The 18,674-nt window shown below is 70.2% G+C and carries 19 protein-coding genes; 7 read left to right on the top strand and 12 right to left on the bottom strand.

Annotation, left to right across the window (positions count from 1 at the left end; translation table 11 throughout):
- Window positions 1-25 precede the first annotated feature (25 nt).
- Window positions 26-1,186: an oxygenase MpaB family protein gene (locus HB662_RS09850; protein ID WP_168049571.1), complete on the bottom strand. Its 1,161-nt coding sequence runs from the start codon at window positions 1,184-1,186 to the stop codon at window positions 26-28.
- Between the two features lie 92 nt (window positions 1,187-1,278).
- On the opposite strand from HB662_RS09850, the gene HB662_RS09845 reads away from it, so the two are divergent.
- The gene (locus HB662_RS09845; protein ID WP_245185554.1) at window positions 1,279-2,046 is read left to right on the top strand and encodes an SDR family oxidoreductase; all 768 of its coding nucleotides are present in this window, start codon (window positions 1,279-1,281) and stop codon (window positions 2,044-2,046) included.
- Window positions 2,047-2,182: 136 nt separating this feature from the next.
- Here HB662_RS09845 and HB662_RS09840 read toward each other — a convergent pair whose 3' ends face one another.
- Window positions 2,183-2,614, bottom strand: a complete 432-nt coding sequence (locus tag HB662_RS09840) for an Rrf2 family transcriptional regulator (RefSeq protein WP_168049570.1) — start codon at window positions 2,612-2,614, stop codon at window positions 2,183-2,185.
- Window positions 2,615-2,696: 82 nt separating this feature from the next.
- On the opposite strand from HB662_RS09840, the gene HB662_RS09835 reads away from it, so the two are divergent.
- The 3 genes from HB662_RS09835 to HB662_RS09825 are packed head-to-tail and all read left to right on the top strand — an operon-like array spanning window position 2,697 to window position 3,637.
- Entirely contained in the window at window positions 2,697-2,849 is a 153-nt protein-coding gene (locus HB662_RS09835; RefSeq protein ID WP_168049419.1) for a hypothetical protein, read from the top strand.
- A complete protein-coding gene (locus HB662_RS09830) occupies window positions 2,846-3,232 on the top strand; it encodes a group III truncated hemoglobin (RefSeq protein WP_209443212.1) in 387 nt (128 codons plus the stop codon). Before HB662_RS09835 ends, HB662_RS09830 begins: the two co-directional genes overlap by 4 nt.
- Before the next feature lie 57 nt (window positions 3,233-3,289).
- Complete coding sequence (locus tag HB662_RS09825) at window positions 3,290-3,637, top strand: DUF3140 domain-containing protein (protein ID WP_168049569.1); 348 nt, start codon at window positions 3,290-3,292, stop codon at window positions 3,635-3,637.
- Here the strand turns inward: HB662_RS09825 and HB662_RS09820 are convergent.
- From HB662_RS09820 to HB662_RS09805, 4 genes are all read right to left on the bottom strand, one after another.
- On the bottom strand, window positions 3,630-4,835 hold the full coding sequence (locus HB662_RS09820; RefSeq protein ID WP_168049568.1) for an MFS transporter: 1,206 nt from the start codon (window positions 4,833-4,835) through the stop codon (window positions 3,630-3,632). The two genes, HB662_RS09825 and HB662_RS09820, sit on opposite strands and share 8 nt — an antisense overlap.
- Window positions 4,836-5,009: 174 nt before the next feature.
- Entirely contained in the window at window positions 5,010-6,071 is a 1,062-nt protein-coding gene (locus tag HB662_RS09815; RefSeq protein ID WP_168049567.1) for a hypothetical protein, read from the bottom strand.
- 203 nt (window positions 6,072-6,274) lie between these two features.
- Window positions 6,275-9,100, bottom strand: coding sequence for a DNA polymerase I (gene polA / locus HB662_RS09810; RefSeq protein ID WP_168049566.1), 2,826 nt, complete (start codon window positions 9,098-9,100; stop codon window positions 6,275-6,277).
- 1 nt (window position 9,101) lies between these two features.
- Window positions 9,102-9,326, bottom strand: a complete 225-nt coding sequence (locus HB662_RS09805; RefSeq protein ID WP_168049565.1) for a zinc-finger domain-containing protein — start codon at window positions 9,324-9,326, stop codon at window positions 9,102-9,104.
- A 103-nt stretch (window positions 9,327-9,429) separates the two neighbouring features.
- On the opposite strand from HB662_RS09805, the gene HB662_RS09800 reads away from it, so the two are divergent.
- Entirely contained in the window at window positions 9,430-10,461 is a 1,032-nt protein-coding gene (locus HB662_RS09800; protein ID WP_168049564.1) for an alpha/beta fold hydrolase, read from the top strand.
- Window positions 10,462-10,464: 3 nt separating this feature from the next.
- Here HB662_RS09800 and HB662_RS09795 read toward each other — a convergent pair whose 3' ends face one another.
- Together HB662_RS09795 and HB662_RS09790 are read right to left on the bottom strand one after the other, a co-directional pair.
- Complete coding sequence (locus tag HB662_RS09795; RefSeq protein ID WP_168049563.1) at window positions 10,465-11,607, bottom strand: 2-methylaconitate cis-trans isomerase PrpF family protein; 1,143 nt, start codon at window positions 11,605-11,607, stop codon at window positions 10,465-10,467.
- Window positions 11,607-12,788 carry an enolase C-terminal domain-like protein gene (locus tag HB662_RS09790; protein ID WP_168049562.1) on the bottom strand — a complete coding sequence of 394 codons (1,182 nt, stop codon included), beginning with the start codon at window positions 12,786-12,788 and terminating at the stop codon, window positions 11,607-11,609. The genes HB662_RS09795 and HB662_RS09790 overlap by 1 nt, the downstream gene beginning before the upstream one ends.
- A 92-nt stretch (window positions 12,789-12,880) precedes the next feature.
- Here HB662_RS09790 and HB662_RS09785 point away from each other — a divergent pair, with 92 nt between their 5' ends.
- Both HB662_RS09785 and HB662_RS09780 read left to right on the top strand, forming a co-directional pair.
- The gene (locus HB662_RS09785; RefSeq protein ID WP_168049561.1) at window positions 12,881-13,657 is read left to right on the top strand and encodes an enoyl-CoA hydratase/isomerase family protein; all 777 of its coding nucleotides are present in this window, start codon (window positions 12,881-12,883) and stop codon (window positions 13,655-13,657) included.
- Window positions 13,658-13,700: 43 nt separating this feature from the next.
- A complete protein-coding gene (locus HB662_RS09780; RefSeq protein WP_168049560.1) occupies window positions 13,701-14,684 on the top strand; it encodes a Bug family tripartite tricarboxylate transporter substrate binding protein in 984 nt (327 codons plus the stop codon).
- 161 nt (window positions 14,685-14,845) lie between these two features.
- On the opposite strand, the gene HB662_RS09775 is transcribed toward HB662_RS09780, so the two are convergent.
- Genes HB662_RS09775 through HB662_RS09760 form a run of 4 tightly spaced genes read right to left on the bottom strand, consistent with a single transcriptional unit; the run spans window position 14,846 to window position 18,664 of the window.
- Window positions 14,846-16,519: a gamma-glutamyltransferase family protein gene (locus HB662_RS09775; RefSeq protein WP_168049559.1), complete on the bottom strand. Its 1,674-nt coding sequence runs from the start codon at window positions 16,517-16,519 to the stop codon at window positions 14,846-14,848.
- A gap of 5 nt (window positions 16,520-16,524) precedes the next feature.
- On the bottom strand, window positions 16,525-17,505 hold the full coding sequence (locus HB662_RS09770; protein WP_168049558.1) for a hydroxyacid dehydrogenase: 981 nt from the start codon (window positions 17,503-17,505) through the stop codon (window positions 16,525-16,527).
- A 10-nt stretch (window positions 17,506-17,515) separates the two neighbouring features.
- Entirely contained in the window at window positions 17,516-18,109 is a 594-nt protein-coding gene (locus tag HB662_RS09765; RefSeq protein ID WP_168049557.1) for a thiamine pyrophosphate-dependent enzyme, read from the bottom strand.
- Between the two features lie 3 nt (window positions 18,110-18,112).
- Window positions 18,113-18,664 (bottom strand): thiamine pyrophosphate-binding protein, encoded by a 552-nt coding sequence (locus HB662_RS09760; protein ID WP_168049556.1) that lies wholly within the window; start codon window positions 18,662-18,664, stop codon window positions 18,113-18,115.
- Window positions 18,665-18,674: the final 10 nt, after the last annotated feature.

Here is an 18,674-nt window from a genome sequence, read left to right as displayed (position 1 = left end):
GCGGCGCGCCGTCCGGCGCGCCGCGTCATCCGATTGGTCCATCCTTCTCGGCATGCAGCGCGCCGGGCAGGCGGTAGTTGATCTGCCCCTGCTCGGCGAAGGACACGTCGAGCATCAGGGTGAACTGCCCGGCGCGGCGGTACTGGTCCATCCATGGCAGCCGGCGCATCAGCTGGTCGGCGCGGTTGCGCAGCCGCAGCAGCGGCAGCACGCCGAAGCGGGATGTCTTTGGATAGTGAAGCTGGTCCGCCAGCTCATCCCCGATCAGCGCGCGCGAGACACGGTAGATGTAGCGCGCCAGCGCGCGCCGTTCGGCCGGCTCGGACTTCCCGGCGACCAGGGGTGCGGAGTTGATCAGGCTGTTGGCCATCAGGATCGCCTCCATCTCCGGCGGCGGCTCGCAGATCCGGGCGATGCTGGCCAGGCGCATCGCCTCCGCCTCCGTCGCCGCCTGCAGCGCCGGCGGCACGCCCATCAGGTGCCCGGCATAGCGCCAGACCAGCATGAAGCTTTCTGCCTCCTCCGCCGTGAACCGCACGCCGAGCTGGCGGGCGCGGTGCAGCAGAAGTCCGGAGAAGGTGGCGGTGCCCAGGCCGATATGCGCGGCGTGCAGCGGCGTGCCCCAGGCGGCCTCGTCCCATTCCTCGGAGGCGGATAGAAGCTGGCGGACCCGGGCGTGCATCAGCCGGATGCGGACCGAGAGTTTCCAGCCGTCGCCCTGCCGGTCGAGGCCGCCCGGCATGAAGATCTCCACCAGATGCCGGTTGTTCTGCTTCAGCCTGCGCACGCCCTGGTCCGTCACCCGCCCGGTGATGGCGAAGGATTTGCTGATGAGGGTCGAGAAACCCTCGATCAGCACGGCCCCGACGAAGGCGCCCAGCAGCATCTCCGAATTGCCGTGGAAGGCGCGGCAGCCGGCCAGCGTGGCGGCCGGGTCGAACCAGTCCGGCACACGCTCGGCTTCGTTGAAGAAGGCGCGCACCGCCTCCGGTGCCTCGGCCAGCGCGGCCGGCCCCTGCTCGATGCCGAGGCTGATCCAGTCCCGCCGCCCGCTTTCCGCCATCGCGGCCAGCGCCGCATCGGCCAGCGGATCGCCCAGCCTGGTGTGCCGCAGATAGGTCTCCGCCATCTCCGGGTCACGCAGCCGCGCCTTGGCGAAGCCGGCTTCGTAGTCATGCGGGATCATGCGGGCGAACATCCTCGTGGCTCTCGGGGGGGCTCCTGGACCGTCGCGGTGTCAGCCGCCAGACTGCGGCGCGCAAGGGGGAAACGAAAGTCATGCACCAGGTTCATATGCAACGCTTCGACCTGACCGGACGGGTCGCGCTGGTCACGGGCGCGTCCCGCGGCCTCGGCGCCGCCATGTCGCGCGGGCTGGCCCAGGCGGGGGCGGAGGTGATCCTGAACGGCCGCAATGCCGCGACGCTGGAGGCGCAGGCCGAGTCGCTTCGGGCCGAGGGCCTCGCCTGCCGGATCAGCGCCTTCGACGTGACGGATGGGCGCGCGGTGGAGGCGGCGGTGGCTGGCCTCGGGCCGATCGACATCCTGCTGCACAACGCCGGCAACCAGCACCGCGCGCCGATCGAGGAGACGACGGAGGAAGGCTGGCACAGCGTGATCGACACGCATCTGACGGCGCTGTGGCGGCTGTCCCGCCTGATCGTGCCGGGGATGAAGGAACGCCGCCGTGGCAAGGTGATCGCCACCGGCAGCCTGGCCAGCGACCTCGGCCGCGCCACCATCACGCCCTATGCCTCGGCCAAGGGGGGCTTGAAGATGTTCATCCGGGCGCTGGCGGTGGAACTCGGGCCCTGGAACATCCAGTGCAATGCGATCGGGCCGGGCTGGTTCGACACGGAGATGAACAAGGCACTGCTGACCAACCCGGAATGGCTTGCCATGGTGCAGCGCCGCTGCCCGGCCGGGCGCTATGCGGACCCGGAGGAGATCGCCGGGACCGCGGTGTTCCTGGCCTCGCCGGCGTCGGACTTCGTCTCGGGGCAGCTGCTGTTCGTCGATGGCGGCGTGACCGCCAGCATGAGCTGAGTCATACCAAATCCCGTTGATCGTGACCGATCACAGCCTCAATCGCCGGCTTGGCTACGCGCCACTTGGCGCGGCGGCCATTCGGCCGCTCGCCCGCCTTTCGGCGGGCGCAGGTTCCCATCAATGGGATTTAGTATCAGGCGGGCAGGCCGAGCAATTCGCGCAGTTCCGCCTGGGGCTGCGCGATATCGGCCAGGGTGGTGCCATCCAGCACCGCCAGGAAGGCCGCCCTGGCCTGATGCAGCGCCTGTTTCAGGCGGCAGGCGGGCAGGATGGCGCAGGCGCCGCCGCCCATGCAGGGCACCAGCGCCAGGTCCGGCTCCATCCGCCGCACCACATCCCCCACCGTGATCGCCTCCGCCGGCCGGGCCAGCGCCAGCCCGCCGCCACGGCCGCGCAGGGTCAGGATATGGCCGGACTGGCCGAGCTGATGTGCCACCTTCATCAGGTGGTTCTCGGAAATGCCGAAGGCTTCCGCCACCGCCGCGATGGTCGCCCGCCCCTCCGGCGCGACCGCCAGGTGGACCAGCATGCGGAGGGCGTAGTCGGTGAGGGTGGTGAGGCGCATGGTTTAAAGATGCATTTTTCATATTGCTTTGCAAGCGTCGCGGGGCATAAGATGTATGGACAATACATCTTAGGAGGCTGCGATGAGCCCCATCGGTCTGTTCCTGCTGCCCGGCAACCTCGCCAGCGACGCGCTGCACATCGAGGACCAGGACAGCCGCGTCATGCTGCGCACCCTGGTCAACATGCTGGTCTGGAACCTGGTGGCGGTGCTCGCCGTGCTGCCCTTCCTGTGAGCGTGCAGATCACGGATGCGCAGATCGCCAGCCTCGTGGACCACTTCTACGCCCGGGTCCGCCGCGACCCGTCCCTCGGCCCGGTGTTCCAGGCCGCGATCGGCGCGGAGTGGGACGCCCATCTGGAAAAGCTGCGCCGCTTCTGGTCCGCGGTGATGCTGCGCAGCGGCGCCTATCACGGCGACCCCTACAGCGCGCATCTGCGCCTGCCCGGGCTGACGCCGGCCATGTTCGATGCCTGGCTGGCACTGTTCGAGGGCAGTTGCCGGGACCTGTTCCCGGAGGCGACGGCGCAGGCCTTCATCGAACGCGCCCGGCGCATCGCCCGCAGCCTGCGGATGGGCCTGTTCGAGCGGCTGCCGCCCGGCCCTTCCGCCGCATAGCCGGCGCGCCGAAACCCGCCAGCCTTGCCGCCGTTCCCAGCATGGGAGGATCGCGCCATGGCGAAAATCGATTCAGATGACGAAGCCGCCATCCGCCACGATTTCCAGGCGGCCGTGAACATGGCGCCGGCGGAGCTGGAGCGCTGGCTGGCAACGGAGGACAGCGCCTCCGTCGGCTTCCATGCCGAGGGTGAATCGGAATCCGTCGGCCACCAATCCGGCCGCCGCATCCTGGAAATCCGCCGCAAGCGCCAGGCGGATCTGACCGCGGAGGACCACGCCCATATGCGCAAGGTCACCGGCTATGTGCACCGTCACCTCGCCCAGGGCGGCCCGGCGGAGAATGTCGAAACCTCCCGCTGGCGCTACAGCCTGATGAACTGGGGCCACGACCCGCTCAAATAGCCTTGCGCCGCATCTCCTGCGCCAGGGCCATCGTCGCGGTCGCCAGCATGAAGGCGCCGCCGAGCAGGAACACCGCCTCCGGCCGCCCGCTATCCACCAGCCAGCCGAACATCGGCGGGGCGATCATGCCGCCGATGTTGAAGCCGGTGGAGACAATGCCGAACACCGCGCCGGCCTGGCCGGGCGGCGCGGCGGCGCGAACCATCATGTCGCGGGACGGCATGCAGAGACCGGTCATGATCCCCGCCAGCCCCAGGACCACCACCACCAGCCAGCCTGGCAGGGCCAGCAGCCCGACGCCGATGGTCAGCACCCCTGCCAGCCCGAAACCGCCCATCGCCACCAGCCCGTGCCGCTTCGCCCGATCCGCCAGCGCGCCGCCGATCAGCACGCCGGCGGCGGAACCCGCCAGCAGCGCCGTCAGCGCGGTGGAAGCCATGCCGAGGCTCATGCCGCCCGCCGCCACCAGGGCCGCGATGGCGAAGGCGTTCATGCCGCCGACGGATAGCGAGATCAGCACGAAGAAGCCGGTGAGCGAGATCACCGCGGAGTTCAGCACCCGCGTCTGCTGCCCGGCCACCGCCTTCGGCGCGACGCCCTTCACCGGGTCCGGCGGGCAGGTTGCCAGCACCCAGACGGCCACCAGCCAGGCGATGCCGCCCGCCACCAGCAGCGCGCCGGACAGGCCGAGCCAGCTGGCCAGCCCGAGCATCATGAAGGGCGCCACGGCGCCCCCGGCGAAACCGGCAAAGGTATGCAGCGAAAAGGCCCGCCCCATGCGCGGCCCGGCCATCACGGTGTTGAGGATGGCGTAGTCCGAAGGGTGGTAGACGGCGTTCGCCAGCCCGGCGAGCGCGCCGGCCACCAGCACCATCGGATAGCTCGGCGAAAGCCCGACCAGCCCGAAGGCCGCGCCGCCCACCACCAGCCCCGCCGCCAGCACCCGCCGCGGCCCGATCCGGTCCACCAGGAAGCCCATCGGCGCCTGGGTCAGCGCCGACACGATGCTGAACAGCGTGATCGCCAGGCCCAGCTCGATGAAGCTGACGCCAAGGCGGGCCTGCAGCAGCGGGAACAGCGGCGGCAGCACCAGGATGTGCAGATGGCTGACGGCATGCGCCGCGCCGATGGCGCCGAGGGTGCGCCGCTCCGGCTGGGTCCAGCGGAGGGGCACGGCATCCTGCGTGACCGCGGACATTCAGGTCACCCCGGCCGCTGGGACGGCGCTCGGCTGGTGTTGCATGGCGCACTCTCTTGGATTTGCCACCGACTATAGGCGGGCCCGCCGATCCGACCAGCCGCGCCTGGCCGGGGGCAGACCGGTGGCGGCTGCATCGCCCGGTTGCGCTCACTGCCATGCCTCGCGCGCGGCCTAGTCGTAGCCGAGCTTGCCGGTCGTGACGAAGGCGGTGGGCGGGGCGAGCCGGGCCCTCGCGGCCACCAGCCGCTCATCCGGGATGAACGCGCCGAGTTCCACGGCGTCGGGCAGCATGCGCCGCATCGGTACCAGGCCGCGCGGCCCGCGTCCGACCAGCCCGGCGATCATCAGGCTGGCGCTGTCGAGGGGGGATGCCGGAGCGCCCACGGAATGCTCGGCCGGGCCGGCCGCCGTGAGGGCCAGTTCAATCTCACCGTCGATCGACCGCACCGTGGCGGGAAGCGGGTAGATCCCGAGTGTCATCTTCGCGGCGGGATCGTCGGTGAAGGTCGAGCTGGAAATGCCGAGGCGCGTCGTGCCCTCGCCAGTGATCGACAGCACGCCGCGGCAGCGCGGGAAATTGGCGACCAGCGAGGTGATCTCGCTGCCGGCCGGGACCTTCAGGCGCAGCGTCGTATCGCCCGTCAGATGCACGAGCTTCGTCTCGACCATGGCGGTTCTGCTGTGAACGATCGGATGGTCCGGGAACAGGACCTCGGCGGGCAGGAAGCTGTGGTCGTTCCCCCTGGCCGTGGTCAATGGCGCGTCGAAGGCGATGGGCCCCGCCCAGAGCTGGCGCAGCGCGTCAGCCAGGCATTCGCCGATGAATTTGGCGACCGGCAGCGTGTAGTGCATCCGGTCCTTGAACAGGCCGGGTTGCGGCGCATCCGCTTCGACCGCCAGCAGGCGGTTCAGGAAGGCGAATCCGTCGAAGAAGGGAATGCCATGGCGTTCCGCGATCTTCGTGCAGAGGCGGCGTATCCCCCGGCCTTCGGGCATCAGGTTGACGATCGGCAGGATCATGAGGACGGGCAGGCAACCGGCCCGCGAGATCTCGGAGATCGCGGAGGTCAGCGCCTGCTCGATCCGGTCCGTGTCCAGGCGCTTGCCGGCCAGCAGCGCGCCATCATTCGGGGCGAAGTCCAGGATGCAGAGGTCGAATTCGGCGAAATCCAGGCTGACCTTGCGAAAGGCAAAGAGATCGCTCGTACAGAACCCCAGGGCGCGGTTCTCCACGCCGCGGAACCAGCTGTCGCGCGCCAGCTCGCCCGCATAGCTTCCCGCGCCGGCGCTGTTCGAGGTTCCAATGACGCAGGCCCTCGGATTCGGCCGGAGATCCATGGCAACGGACTGCATCGGTCTTCCTGCGGAACATTATGGTGAAGCGGGGCCGTCTCCGAACCTGCCCGGGGCGATCAGGCGGTGCCGGCCCGCCAGGCTCAGTGTGCCTCGGCCCAGGACCTGCCATGCCCGATCTCGACCGCCAGCGGCACGGTCAGGCTGGCGACGCCTTCCATGATGCGCTTCACCAGGGCGGAGGTCGCTTCCACCTCCGCCTCCGGCACCTCGAACACCAGCTCGTCATGCACCTGCAGCAGCATCCGCGCGCCGAGGCCGGCTTCGCGCAGCGCCAGGGGCAGGCGCACCATGGCGCGCTTGATCACCTCCGCCGCGCCGCCCTGGAAGGGGGCGTTGATGGCGGCGCGTTCCGCCCCGCCGCGGCGCACCGGGTCCTTGCTGGCGATGTCCGCGATCCACAGCTTACGGCCGAAGGGGGTCTGCACATAGCCGTTGGTGCGTGCATCCTCCTTCAGCTTTTCCATGCAGGCGCGGATGCCGGGGTACTGGTCGAAATAGGCATCGATGATCGACCGCGCCTCGCCCGGCCCGATGCCCAGCCGCGCGCCGAGGCCGAAGGCGGACATGCCGTAGATGATGCCGAAATTGATCGTCTTCGCCCGCCGCCGCGCTTCCTTGTCCACCGCATCGGGGGCCAGGTGGAAGATGTCGGCCGCCGTGCGGGAATGGATGTCCTGGCCGGTGGCGAAGGCCTCCTTCAGCGCCGGCACATCAGCGACATGGGCCAGGATGCGGAGCTCGATCTGGCTGTAGTCGGCCGCCAGCAGCACATGCCCCGGCTCCGCCACGAAGGCTGTGCGGATGCGCGCACCTTCCTCGGTCCGCACCGGGATGTTCTGCAGGTTCGGATCGCTGGAGGACAGCCGCCCGGTGGAGGTCAGCGCCATGGCGAAATCGGTATGCACCCGCCCCTGCGCATCCGCCGCCTGGGCCAGCGCATCGACATAGGTGGATTTCAGCTTGGCGATCTGCCGCCAGTCCAGCACCCGGCGCGGCAAAGCGTGGCCCTGCGCCGCCAGCTCCTCCAGCACACCGGCATCCGTGCCCCAGGCGCCGGTCAGCTTGCTGCGCTTGCCGCCCGGCAGCTTTTGGTCATCGAACAGGATTTCCCCAAGCTGCTTCGGCGAGCCGACATTGAAGGGCTTGCCGGCGAGTTCGTGAATCTCGCGTTCGTAACGGACCAGCTTTTCCGCAAAATCGGCGCCAATTCGCGACAATTCGGCGGCGTCGATCTTGATGCCGGCGAGTTCCATGTCGCGCAGCACGGGCACCATGCGGCGCTCCACCTGCTCATACAGCGCCAGCGCGCGGGCCGGGCGCAGTTCGGGCCGCAGCGCGTGCCACAGCCGCAGCGTCACATCGGCATCCTCCGCGGCGTAGGCGGTGGCCTTGTCCAGTGCGACCTTGCTGAACGGGATGCGGTTGCGCCCGGTGCCGGTGCAGCTGTCGTAGCTGATGCAGCTATGGCCGAGGTGCTGGCCCGCCAGCTCATCCATGCCGTGCCCGTGCTTGCCGGCGCGCAGCGCGTAGGACATCAGCATGGTGTCATCCACCGGCGCCACGGCGATGCCGCCATGCGCCGCGCGGCACAGCACTTCCAGGTCGTACTTGGCGTTGTGCAGCACCTTGAGGACCGCCGGGTTCTCCAGCAGCCCCTTCAGCTCCTCCATCGCCGCATCCGGGTCGATCTGCTCCGGCGTGCCGCTGCCCATCAGATCGCCGCTGCCCTCATGCCGCAGCGGCACGTAGCAGGCGCGGCCCGGCGCGGTGGCCAGCGAGAAGCCAACCAGGCTGGCCTTCATGGCGTTGAGGTTGTCGGTTTCCGTATCGAAGCCGATGACGCCCGCAGCCTCCGCCTCCCGCACCCATGCGCGCAGCCGGTCCAGCGTGGTGACGGTCTCATACCCCGTGAAGGGCGGCGCCTCGGCGGGGGCCGTCGGCATTTCGGCGGCCGGCGCCGGCGGGCGGTAGCCGTTGCGCGTGACGGCGCTGGCATCCCCAAGGCCGAGGCGGGCCAGCAGGCTCCGAAAACCGTTCTCGCGCAGGAATTTCTCCAGCGTGGGCGGATGCGGCGCGCGGGTTTCCATCTTCTCGATCGGGCAGGGTAGCGGGGCGTCGGCATCGAGCTGCACCAGCCGCCTGCTGATGCGTGCCTTCTCCGCATTCTGCTCCAGCGCTTCCCGCCGCTTCGGCTGCTTGATCTTCGCCGTATTGGCGAGCAGCGTTTCCAGGTCGCCGTACTCGTTGATGAGCTGGGCGGCGGTCTTGATGCCGATGCCCGGCACGCCCGGCACGTTGTCGGTGCTGTCGCCGGCCAGCGCCTGCACCTCCACCACCTTGTCCGGGGTCACGCCGAACTTCTCGAACACTTCCGGCTCGCGGATCGGCTTCTGCTTGATCGGGTCCAGCATCTGCACGCCGGGGCCGATGAGCTGCATCAGGTCCTTGTCGGAGGAGACGATGGAGACCTCGCCGCCCTCCGCCACGAAGGCGCGGGCATAGGCGGCGATCAGGTCGTCCGCCTCGAATCCCGGCTGCTCCGCCTGGCAGACGCCGAGTGCCTCCGTCGCTTCGCGGATCAGGGCGAATTGCGGGATCAGCTCCGGCGGCGGTTCCGGCCGGTGCGCCTTGTAGTCGGGGTAGAAATCATTGCGGAAGGTCAGCCGCGCGCTGTCGAAGACCACGGCGATATGCGTCGCGGCGTGGCGGGACAGGAATTGCGACAGCATCTGGGTGAAGCCGAAGACGGCGTTCACATGCGTGCCGTCCGGCCGCGTCATCGGCGGCAAGGCGTGGAAGGCCCGGAAGATGTAGCCCGAGCCATCCACCAGGATCAGCCGCTTCTGGCCCGGTGCGACCGGCGGAACCGCCACGGTACCGTTCGGGATCGCGGCGACCTCGCTCATCTCAATGGCCGCCGTCGTCGCCCGCGCCTTCGGCCAGGACATAGGTGCGGGAGCAATAGGGGCAGGTCACCTGGTGCTGCTCGATGCGCAGGAAGACCAGCGGATGCCCCAGCGCGCCGCCGCCGCCGTCGCAGCCGACGGTGCGGCTGGTGGTCGTGATGGTTTCCTCCGGCGTCACGCCGGGCAGGGCGACCGGGGTATAGCCGGTCTGGCGGGCATCGCGCATGGCGGTCCTTGGTGGGCTGTTGCGGTGGTCTGTGTGGCGACCCGGAACATAGGGGGGCCGGGGGCGATGGACCAGCCCGGGCGGTTCGCGCTACCCCTGCGGCATGCGACCCATCGCCTCCCCCCGGGTGGTCCTGGCCTGCCTCGCCTTGCTGCTGGGGGCCGCCTGCACGCCGGTGGTGATGCCGATGGGCCCTGCCATCGCCCCGCCCGCCTTGGCGCAGGATGCGGTGGTGGCGGCCGATGGCGCCCGGTTGCCGATGCGCGCCTTTCCGCCAGATGGGCGGGCGGATGGGGTGCCGCCGCGTGCCGTGCTGCTGGCGCTGCACGGCTTCAACGACCATTCCGGCAATTTCCTGACCGACAGCATCGGCCAGCTCAATGCGGGCGGGCTGCTGGTCTATGCCTATGACCAGCGCGGCTTCGGCCGGTCCCCCAACCGTGGCTACTGGCCGGGGGAGGCGACGCTGGCGGAGGACGCCGCGACCGCTGCCCGCCTGCTGCGCGCCCGCCACCCCGGCCTGCCGCTGTTCCTTATGGGGGAAAGCATGGGCGGCGCCGTGGCGGTGGTGGCCGGCACCAGCGCCGATCCGCCGCCGGTGGATGGCTATGTGCTGCTCGCCCCCGCGCTATGGGGCCGGGCCAGCATGAATGCGGTGATGCGCGGCGGGCTCTGGGTGGCGGCGCGGACCATGCCGATCCTTGGCTTCCAGGGCGGGGTGGGCGGCATCGTCGCCAGCGACAACATGGCGGCGCTGCGCCGGCTGGGACGGGACCCCCTGGTGCTGCGCAGCACCCGGGTGGATGCCGCGGTCGGGCTGGTGGACCTGATGGATGCGGCGACGGCCGCCCTGCCCACCTGTTGCCGCGATGCCGCGCAGCGCCCGGTGCCGGTGCTGCTGCTGTATGGCGACAAGGATTCGCTAATCCCGGCCCGCCCGGTCCGCCGCGCCCTGAACGCCCTGCCACCGGACAGCCCGGTGCGGATCGGCATTCATGAGGAGGGGTTTCACCTGTTGCTGACCGACAGCAACCGGGCGGCGGTGGTGGGCGATATCCTGGCGTTCACCGCTGATCCCGCAGCGCCGCTGCCCTCCGGTGCCGACCGTTTTTCCCGGGAGTGGCTGGCGCGCTGAAGGTCAGCCCGGAATCCAGACCCGGCCATCGAACAGCCGCCGCGCGGTGCGGTAGAAGGACCCGGCGCGGGCCACCCAGGCCCCCGCCTCCTGCACCACATCCGCGCCAACCGTCAGCACGCCGGACGGCATGCCGATGCGGATCGGCCCCGCCGCCACCCCTTCGCCGAGACATTCCGCCACCAGCGTCCCCGCGATGCGTGCCGCGACGGCCGTGCACAGCGACCCGGTCAGCGGCAGCGCCCGGTGCGGCTGGCCGTTGGAGATGATGCGCGCCGCCAGGTCGATCTGCCCTTGCGCGATGGTCTCCCCCGACAGGGTCGGCGCATCGGCGGGCGGGCTGACGAAGCCGATATAGGGGACGGAGCTGATCGCCTTGGCCGCCGGGAGGTCCGCCCCGATGCCCATGCGGATGCTGGCCTGCAGCCGGATGGCATCGAGCAGCGCCAGGATTTCCGGCCGCGCCTCCAGCTCCCCCGGCAATTCGCGCCCCGTCAGGCCGATATCCCGCGCCCGGATGAAGGCGGAAGCGTTGGCGGCATCGACGAGGGAGGCCTCGATCCGGCCGAAGCCCGGGACCTCCAGCACGTCCAGCACCTGGCCGGAGGGCAGCAGCCGCCCGGTGGTGGCGCCGCCCGGCTGCACGAAATCCAGCCGCACCGGCGCGCCCGTGCCGCCGACGCCCGGGATGGCCAGGTCGCCCAGGACCTTGGCGCGGCCATCCTCCAGCTCGAAGGTGTTGTGGATGATCTTCTTCGTATTGGTGTTGTAGATGCGGACCGTGGCCTGCGTGCCATTCGGCCGCACCAGGCCCTCATCCACCGCGAAGGGGCCGACGGCGGAGCTCATATTGCCGCAATTGCCCTTCCAATCCACCCGCGCCTCGCGGATCAGCACCTGGGCGAAGGTGTAGTCGATATCCGCGTCATCCCGCGCCGAGGGCGCCAGCACGCAGATCTTCGACAGCGAGGACACGCCGCCGCCCATGCCGTTGAGCTGGCGGCCATAGGGGTCCGGCGTGCCCAGCGCCGCCATGAAGATCGCATCCCATTCCGCGCGATCCGCCGGCAGGTCGCGGGCGTGGAACATGATGGCCTTGCTGGTGCCGCCGCGCATGAAGACGGCGGGGATGGCGCGCTGGGGCATCAGCCGAGGCCCTTGAAGACGTCGTACAGCTTGTTCTTCGCCTCGAAGCCTACGCCGGGAATATCCGGCATGGCCACGCGCCCTTCCACCACCGGCACGTCATCGGCGAAGCCGCCAAACGGGGCAAAAACCTCCGGATAGCTTTCATTGCCGCCCAGCCCGAGGCCCACCGCGATGTTCAGCGCGAACTGGTGCCCGCCATGCGGCACGCAGCGGCGGCGGGACCAGCCATGGGCGGCCAGCATATCCAGCGTCCGCAGATATTCGCACAACCCATAGGACAGCGCCGGGTCCATCTGCAGGATGTCGCGATCCGGCCGCAGCCCGCCATGGCGGATCAGGTTGCGCGCATCCAGCATGGAGAACAGGTTTTCGCCGGTCGCGATCGGCGGCCCATAATGTTCCGCCAGCGTCGCATGCGTGGAATAATCCAGCGGGTCGAGCGGTTCCTCGTACCAGCGCAGCTTCATCGGCGCCAAGGCTTCGGCATAGGCGAGCGCCGCCTGCAGGTCGAAGCGGCCATTCACATCGACAGCAAGCTTGCTGCCATCGCCTCCGAGCAGCTTCACCACCGCCTCGATCCGCTCGATATCCTCGGCCAGCGCATCGGCCAGGGCGGTGCCGGGGGCGCCGCCGATCTTCATCTTCACGGTCGCATAGCCCATGCCGAGGTAGCGCTTCATCTCCTCGACCAGCGCATCCACCCCCTTGCCGGGGTAGTAGTAGCCGCCCGCGGCATAGACCCAGGCCGCGTCATCCGCCTGGCCGCCATTGTAGCGATCGGCCAGCAGGCGCCACAGCGGCACACCCTCCAGCTTCGCCGCGGCATCCCACAGCGCCATGTCCAGCACGCCGACGGCGACGCTGCGCTCCCCATGCCCGCCGGGCTTCTCGTTCTTCATCATCGCCGACCAGGCGCCCTGCGGGTTCAGCTTGCCATCCGGGGCCGTGACCTGCGCCTCCGTCGCCTCCAGCAGCCGCGGCACGAAGCGTTCGGCCAGCAGGCCGGGCTGGGCGTAGCGGCCATTGGAGTTGAAGCCGTAGCCGGTGGCCCGCGCCCCGCCTTCGCCTTCCACGGTGACCGCGACGATGGAGGCGGTCATCTTCGAGAAGTCGATATAGGCATTGGCGATGTCGCTCGCGATCGGGGCAATGCCCTGCTTGACGCTGACGATACGCATTCTTGTCGGTCTCCATCCGGTTGCCGGACTTGTCGCCCCGCACCCGACCACTGCACAAGAGGGGGCGCACAAGAGGGGGAGGAGGAACCAATATGCCCGATATCCTGCACGAGACCCGCGGCCCGGTGGCCTGGACCACGCTGAACCGCCCGGACCAGCGTAACGCCATGACCTTCCCGATGTATGAGGGGCTGTTCGAACAGGCCGCCGCGGTGGCGAAGGATCCGGCGATTCGCTGCTGGGTCATCACCGGCGCCGGCGGCAAGGCCTTCGCGGCCGGCACCGACATCAGCCAGTTCCAGAACTTCACCACCGGCCAGGACGCGCTGGACTATGAGACGCGGATCGACCGCGTGCTGTCCGCGATCGAGGATTGCCCGAAGCCCGTCATCGCCGCGGTGGCCGGCGCCTGCGTCGGCGGAGGGCTGGGGATTGCGGGGGTCTGCGACATGCGGATCGCCAGCGCCAATGCGCGCTTCGGCGTGCCGGTGGCGCGCACGCTCGGCAATACGCTGTCCACCATGAACATCTCCCGCTTCGCCGCGCTGATCGGCCCCGCCAAGCTGAAGGACCTGATCTTCACCGCGCGGCTGATGGATGCGCCGGAGGCGCTGTCCGCCGGCTTCATCTCCGAGATGCTGGACACGCCCGAAGCCCTCGCGGCGCGCGCCGAGAAGCTGGCGGAGGAGATCGCCGGCATGGCGCCGCTGACGCTGACCGCGACCAAGGTGGCGCTGAAGCGCCTGCGCCTGGCGGCCGGCACCATCGAGGGCGACGACCTGGTGACCATGTGCTTCGGCAGCAATGATTTCCGCGAAGGGGTGCAGGCCTTCCTCGCCAAGCGGAAGCCGGTCTGGACGGGAACCTGACCGCACGGCATCCTTCGGTCCATAAGTAAAAACCGGAGGAACCATGTTCTCACGACGCGGCCTTTTGGCGGCGGCGGGCGCTGTCGCCTTGCCACTGCCGGGCCTGGCCCAAGGTAGCAGCCAGGGCAGCTACCCCACCCGTACCGTCGCCCTGCTTGTCGGCTTCGCGCCGGGCGGCGGCACGGACATCATCGCCCGCCTGCTGCAGCCCGCGCTGCAGGCGGAATTCGGCCAGGCCATCGCCATCGAGAATCGCGCCGGCGGGTCCGGCACCATCGCGGCGACGACCAATGCGCGCGGCCGGCCGGATGGCTACCAGATGCTGATGACCACGGTCAGCGCATCCGCCGTCGTGCCGCCGACGATGAAGCCGCCGCCCTTCGACATCATCGCCGACCAGACCGCCGTGGTGCTGGCCGGCACCGTGCCGCTGGTGGCGGTGGTGCCGTTGGATTCGCCGGCGCAGACCTTCGACCAGTTCATCGCGCATGCGAAGGCGAATCCGGGGAAGCTGAACTACTCCTCCTCCGGCATCGCGACCCAGCAGCACCTGGCGGCGGCGGCCCTGTCCTTCGCGGCCGGGCTGGACATGACGCATATCCCGTTCCGCGGCACCGGCCAGGCGGTGAACGAGGTGCTGGCCGGGCGCATCGACATCGCCATCGACACCCTGCCCACCTACCTGCCGCATATCCGCGCCGGCCGCGTGCGGGCGCTGGCCACCACCTTGAAGGAGCGGGTCCCGACGCTGCCGGATGTGCCGACCATCGCCGAAAGCGGCTTCCCCGATTTCGACGCGGCCGTCTGGTACATGGTGATGGGCCCGCCCGGCCTGCCCTCCGCCATCAGCGAGCGTTGGGTGCAGGCGGTGAACAAGGCACTGTCCGACCCCGGCCTGCGCCAGCGCGTGGCCGATGCCGGCTTCATCCCCGGCGGCGGCACCAGCGCCGATGCCGCGGCGCTGCTGCGAAGGGATGCCGCGAAATACGCCGAGGTGATCCGGCGCGCGAATATCCAGTTCGACTGATTCTTCGGGCAGGAAGGCGAAGCCTTCCTGCCACTCAGGCGCCGTGCGCCGCGCATCCGCGCGGCTTGGCTTCGCCGCATAGGCGGCGGGCCGCGTTCGCGGCCTCGGCCCTCCGGGCCGCAGGTCGCGATGTCATTGGCCGGTTGGCGCAGGAGGTGGGATCAATCCCCCGCCGCCACCCCATCCCGCCGCGGATCGGCCGCGCCCTCCAGTGTGCCATCCGGCAGCCGCCGGATCACCTGCAGCCCGGTATTCATCACCGCCACGCGCGGCGCATGGCCCATCGCCTGCAAGGCCGGTGCCAAGGCGGCGAGCGGTGTTCCCTGTTCCAGCTCCACCGTGCCGGTCTGCGCGCCGATCCGGGGCCGGGCGGTGGCGCGTTCGGCATCGGCGCCGAAGGCCAGCACCTCGATCACCGCGGCCGCCACCGCATCCGGGATGCGCGCGCCGCCGCCGGCGCCCAGCACCAGCTCCGGCCGTCCATCGGCGCCGAAGACGATGGTCGGCGCCATGGTGCTGACGGGCCGCTTGCCCGGCGCCAGGCGGTTCTGCGCCGGTGCCTCCGCGGTGCCCGGATTGACCGCGAAATTGGTCATGCCGTTGTTCAGCGTGACGCCCATCGCCAGCAGCTCGGCGCCGAAGTTCAGGTTGTTGGTGGTGGTGAAGGCCACCGCATTGCCGGCGGCGTCGATGATGGAAACCTGCGTCGTCGCCGCCTCCGCCATCGGGTCGCTGGGGGTGGGGAGCGCCCCGTGGCGTTCCGCCGGCGTGCCGGGCGCCACCGTTTCCAGCGCCCGTCCCGGCCCGGCCAGCGCGGCGCGCGCATCGAGGTAGTCGCGCGCCAGCAGCCCGGCCTGCGGCACCGGCACCTTGTCCGGGTCGCCCATCCAGCGGCGACGATCGGCGGTGGCGAGGCGGCTGGCCTCGATGAAGATATGCGTCGCCTGGGCGCTGTCGCGCTCCGCCTGCGCGATGCCGAGCCGTTCGGCCAGCCCCAGCGTCTGCAGCACGGCGATGCCGCCGGAGGACGGCGCGGCCGCGGTGCAGATGCGGCGCGCGAAGGCCTCGGCGCAGACCGGCGTGCGTTCCACGGCGCGATAGGCGGCCAGGTCGGCCAGCGTCATCCAGCCCGGCACGGCGTGGTCCATCACCGCCCGCACCACGCTGCGGCCCAGCGTGCCGCCATACAGGGTGGCGGGGCCCTCGCTGGCCAGCAGGCGCAGCGCCTCCGCCTGGTCCGGGTTGCGGAAGGTGGCGCCGGCGGCCAGCGGCTGGCCTTCCTGATCGAAATACAGCGCGCGGATCGCCGGCACGCGGGCCAGCTCCGCCGCGCGGTTGCGGATCACCCGGTGCAGATAGGGTGGCAGGGGGAAGCCTTCCTCCGCCAGTTGGATGGCGGGCGTGAACAGCTCCGCCCAGGGCAGGCGGCCATGCGCCGCATGCGCCAGCGCCAGTGCAGCCACCGTGCCCGGCACCGCGACGGCGCGGCCGGACCGAGCCACCGTGGCGGGGCCGATGCCGCCCGCCGTCAGCCGGTCCTGGCTGGCGGCGGGCGCGCTGGAGATGCCCTCATAGTAGCGCAGTCGGGCCGCCGCCTGGTCCCAGACCAGCACGAAGGCGCCGCCGAGCACGCCGCTGGCATGCGGCTCCGCCACCGACAGCGCCGCCTGTGCCGCGATCGCCGCATCCACCGCCGACCCGCCGGCGCGCAACATCGCCAGTGCCGCCTGCGTCGCATGCGGGCTGGCGGTGGCGGCCATCTGACGCGTGGCGCGCGCGGGTTCCGCCGCCGCGGGCGCGGCCAGCAGCAGGGCAGCGAGGATCAGGCGGCGCATGGCGGTCAGTTCCTGCGTGCCAGGACTTCGCTGTTCACGATGACATCCGGGTCCAGCGTGCCGTCGAAGCAGGCCAGGGCGGCGGCCGCGCTGTCCAGCGCCATGCGCCGCAGCCCCTCCGCCGTGCTGGCGGCGACATGCGGGGTCATGATGAGGTTGGGCGTGGACAGCAGGCTGATCGGCGTCTCCACCGGCTCCTCCTCGAACACGTCGATTCCGGCGGCGGAAAGGTGCCCGGCGCGCAGTGAGGCTTCCAGCGCCACCTGGTCCACGATGGTGCCGCGCGCGGTATTCACCAGCACCGCACCCGGCTTCATCCGCGCCATGAAGGCGCCGTCGATCATGTTGCGCGTGGCCGGGCCGCTCGGGACGTGGACGGTGACGATATCCGCCTCCGCCGCCGCGGTCGCCGCATCATCCACCGGCTCGAAGCCCAGGCCGCGGATGCTGCCCTTGCCGATATTCGGGTCGCGCACCAGCACGCGCATGCCGAAGGCGGCGCACAGCTTGGCGACGCGCGTGCCGATGCGGCCGAAGCCCACCACCAGCACGGTCTTGCCCTGCAGGTCGAAGGTCGGCAGCCCGGGCTGCGAGCCCCAGACCGGCGTGGCGGCGCGCATATTGGCGTTGAAGCTGGTCAGCTTGCGGGCGCAGGCCAGCATCATCATCAGCGCATGCTCGGCGACGGAAACCGCATTGGCCTCCGGCGTGATGGCCAGCGGGATGCCGCGTTCCGTCAGCGCCGGCACATCGACGATGTCGTAGCCGACGCCGTGGCGGACCAGGATCTTCAGATTGGTGCAATGCGCCAGGAAGGCGCGGTCGATGCGGATGGTCCGCACGATCAGCGCGTCCGCCTTCGGCAGGTTGGCGGCGAGGCTTTCGGGCGACAGGTCCATCAGGACATCCACCGTCACGCCCGGTGTCGCGCGCATCCGCGCGATGGCTTCCTCGTGGATCGGGCGGACGCAGATCACATGCGGCATGGTCGGGCCTTCAAAGCTGGTGGTGGGCGGCGGGGCCGAGCAGGGCCTCGCGGAATCGCGCCTGCAGGATGGCGCCGTCGCGCGGCGGCAGCACCAGCGGCAGATTGCCCGGCGCGATTTTCGTGACCGCGAAGACCGTACCCGCGCCGGCATGGATCTGCGCGCGCAGGGCGGGCACTTCCGCCAGGCTCGTCAAGGTGCGCGCTTCCTTCAGACCGGCGCCGCGCGCCATCGCGGCGAGGTCCACGCCGTGCTTCGTCGCCGTCTCCTGGTTGCCCGTCTCGCTGTAATGCTCATTGTCCAGCACGACGATCGACAGATTCTTCGGCTTCTGCACCGCGATGGTGGCCATGGCGCCGAGCGCCATCAGCATCTCCCCATCACCGGTGATCACCAGCACCTTCGCGGAAGGCTGCGCCAGCGCCAGGCCAAGCCCCATCATCGCGGCGCCGCCCATGCCGCCCCATAGGGGAAGATTGCGCGGCGTATCGCCGATGGCGGTGATGTCCCAGGCGGAGGCGCCGAGGCCGGCGATCACCATCAGCTCGCCACGGTCTTCCAGCAGCGCGCGCACCAGATCGCGCCGGTTCGGGTATTCGGCCATGGCTCAGTCCTTCCCGAAGGTCTTGGCGCCGATCAGGCGCTGGCCGAGCAGCGTGGCCGCCGGGCGGAACGTATTGAAGGCCAGGCGCAGCGTCGCATCGACGGTGGCGGCCACATCCTCCGGCCGGTCGGCGCGGTGCACGATGGTGCCCATCGCCTCCAGCACCGTCTGGGTCGCCTGGCCCATCGGGATCTGCGCCGGATTGAATTCCGCGAAGTCGCCGCGCATGGTCACGATCATCGGCAGCGGCGTGCGGTGGATATGCGACAGCGACAGCATGTTGATGCAGTTGCCGACGCCGGAGGACTGCATCAGCAGCACGCCCTTGACGCCGCCGAGCCAGGCGCCGCACAGCATGGCGACGCCTTCTTCCTCGGTCGTCAGAGTGACCACCGTCATCTTATTGTCGGCGAGGCAGCGCTTGATCAGCCGGCTGTGGCCGGCATCCGGCACCAGGGCCACCTGGGTGATGCCATTGGCCTTCAGCGCCGCGTAGATGCCATCCGGCCATTCCGCGGCCGCATCCGGGCGCATTTCCAGCTTCTCGCGGTCCATACCGTTCCTC

The sequence above is a fragment of the Falsiroseomonas frigidaquae genome, assembly GCF_012163145.1.
GTDB lineage: Bacteria > Pseudomonadota > Alphaproteobacteria > Acetobacterales > Acetobacteraceae > Falsiroseomonas > Falsiroseomonas frigidaquae.
This window is presented reverse-complemented; position numbering and strand designations above follow the sequence as displayed.

Coding starts and splice junctions, on each gene's coding strand:
- HB662_RS09850 (WP_168049571.1), bottom strand. CDS start 1,186: ATGATCCCGCATGACTACGAAGCCGGCTTCGCCAAGGCGCGGCTGCGT.
- HB662_RS09845 (WP_245185554.1), top strand. CDS start 1,279: ATGCACCAGGTTCATATGCAACGCTTCGACCTGACCGGACGGGTCGCG.
- HB662_RS09840 (WP_168049570.1), bottom strand. CDS start 2,614: ATGCGCCTCACCACCCTCACCGACTACGCCCTCCGCATGCTGGTCCAC.
- HB662_RS09835 (WP_168049419.1), top strand. CDS start 2,697: ATGAGCCCCATCGGTCTGTTCCTGCTGCCCGGCAACCTCGCCAGCGAC.
- HB662_RS09825 (WP_168049569.1), top strand. CDS start 3,290: ATGGCGAAAATCGATTCAGATGACGAAGCCGCCATCCGCCACGATTTC.
- HB662_RS09820 (WP_168049568.1), bottom strand. CDS start 4,835: ATGTCCGCGGTCACGCAGGATGCCGTGCCCCTCCGCTGGACCCAGCCG.
- polA (WP_168049566.1), bottom strand. CDS start 9,100: ATGAGCGAGGTCGCCGCGATCCCGAACGGTACCGTGGCGGTTCCGCCG.
- HB662_RS09805 (WP_168049565.1), bottom strand. CDS start 9,326: ATGCGCGATGCCCGCCAGACCGGCTATACCCCGGTCGCCCTGCCCGGC.
- HB662_RS09800 (WP_168049564.1), top strand. CDS start 9,430: ATGCGACCCATCGCCTCCCCCCGGGTGGTCCTGGCCTGCCTCGCCTTG.
- HB662_RS09795 (WP_168049563.1), bottom strand. CDS start 11,607: ATGCCCCAGCGCGCCATCCCCGCCGTCTTCATGCGCGGCGGCACCAGC.
- HB662_RS09790 (WP_168049562.1), bottom strand. CDS start 12,788: ATGCGTATCGTCAGCGTCAAGCAGGGCATTGCCCCGATCGCGAGCGAC.
- HB662_RS09785 (WP_168049561.1), top strand. CDS start 12,881: ATGCCCGATATCCTGCACGAGACCCGCGGCCCGGTGGCCTGGACCACG.
- HB662_RS09780 (WP_168049560.1), top strand. CDS start 13,701: ATGTTCTCACGACGCGGCCTTTTGGCGGCGGCGGGCGCTGTCGCCTTG.
- HB662_RS09775 (WP_168049559.1), bottom strand. CDS start 16,519: ATGCGCCGCCTGATCCTCGCTGCCCTGCTGCTGGCCGCGCCCGCGGCG.
- HB662_RS09770 (WP_168049558.1), bottom strand. CDS start 17,505: ATGCCGCATGTGATCTGCGTCCGCCCGATCCACGAGGAAGCCATCGCG.
- HB662_RS09765 (WP_168049557.1), bottom strand. CDS start 18,109: ATGGCCGAATACCCGAACCGGCGCGATCTGGTGCGCGCGCTGCTGGAA.
- HB662_RS09760 (WP_168049556.1), bottom strand. CDS start 18,664: ATGGACCGCGAGAAGCTGGAAATGCGCCCGGATGCGGCCGCGGAATGG.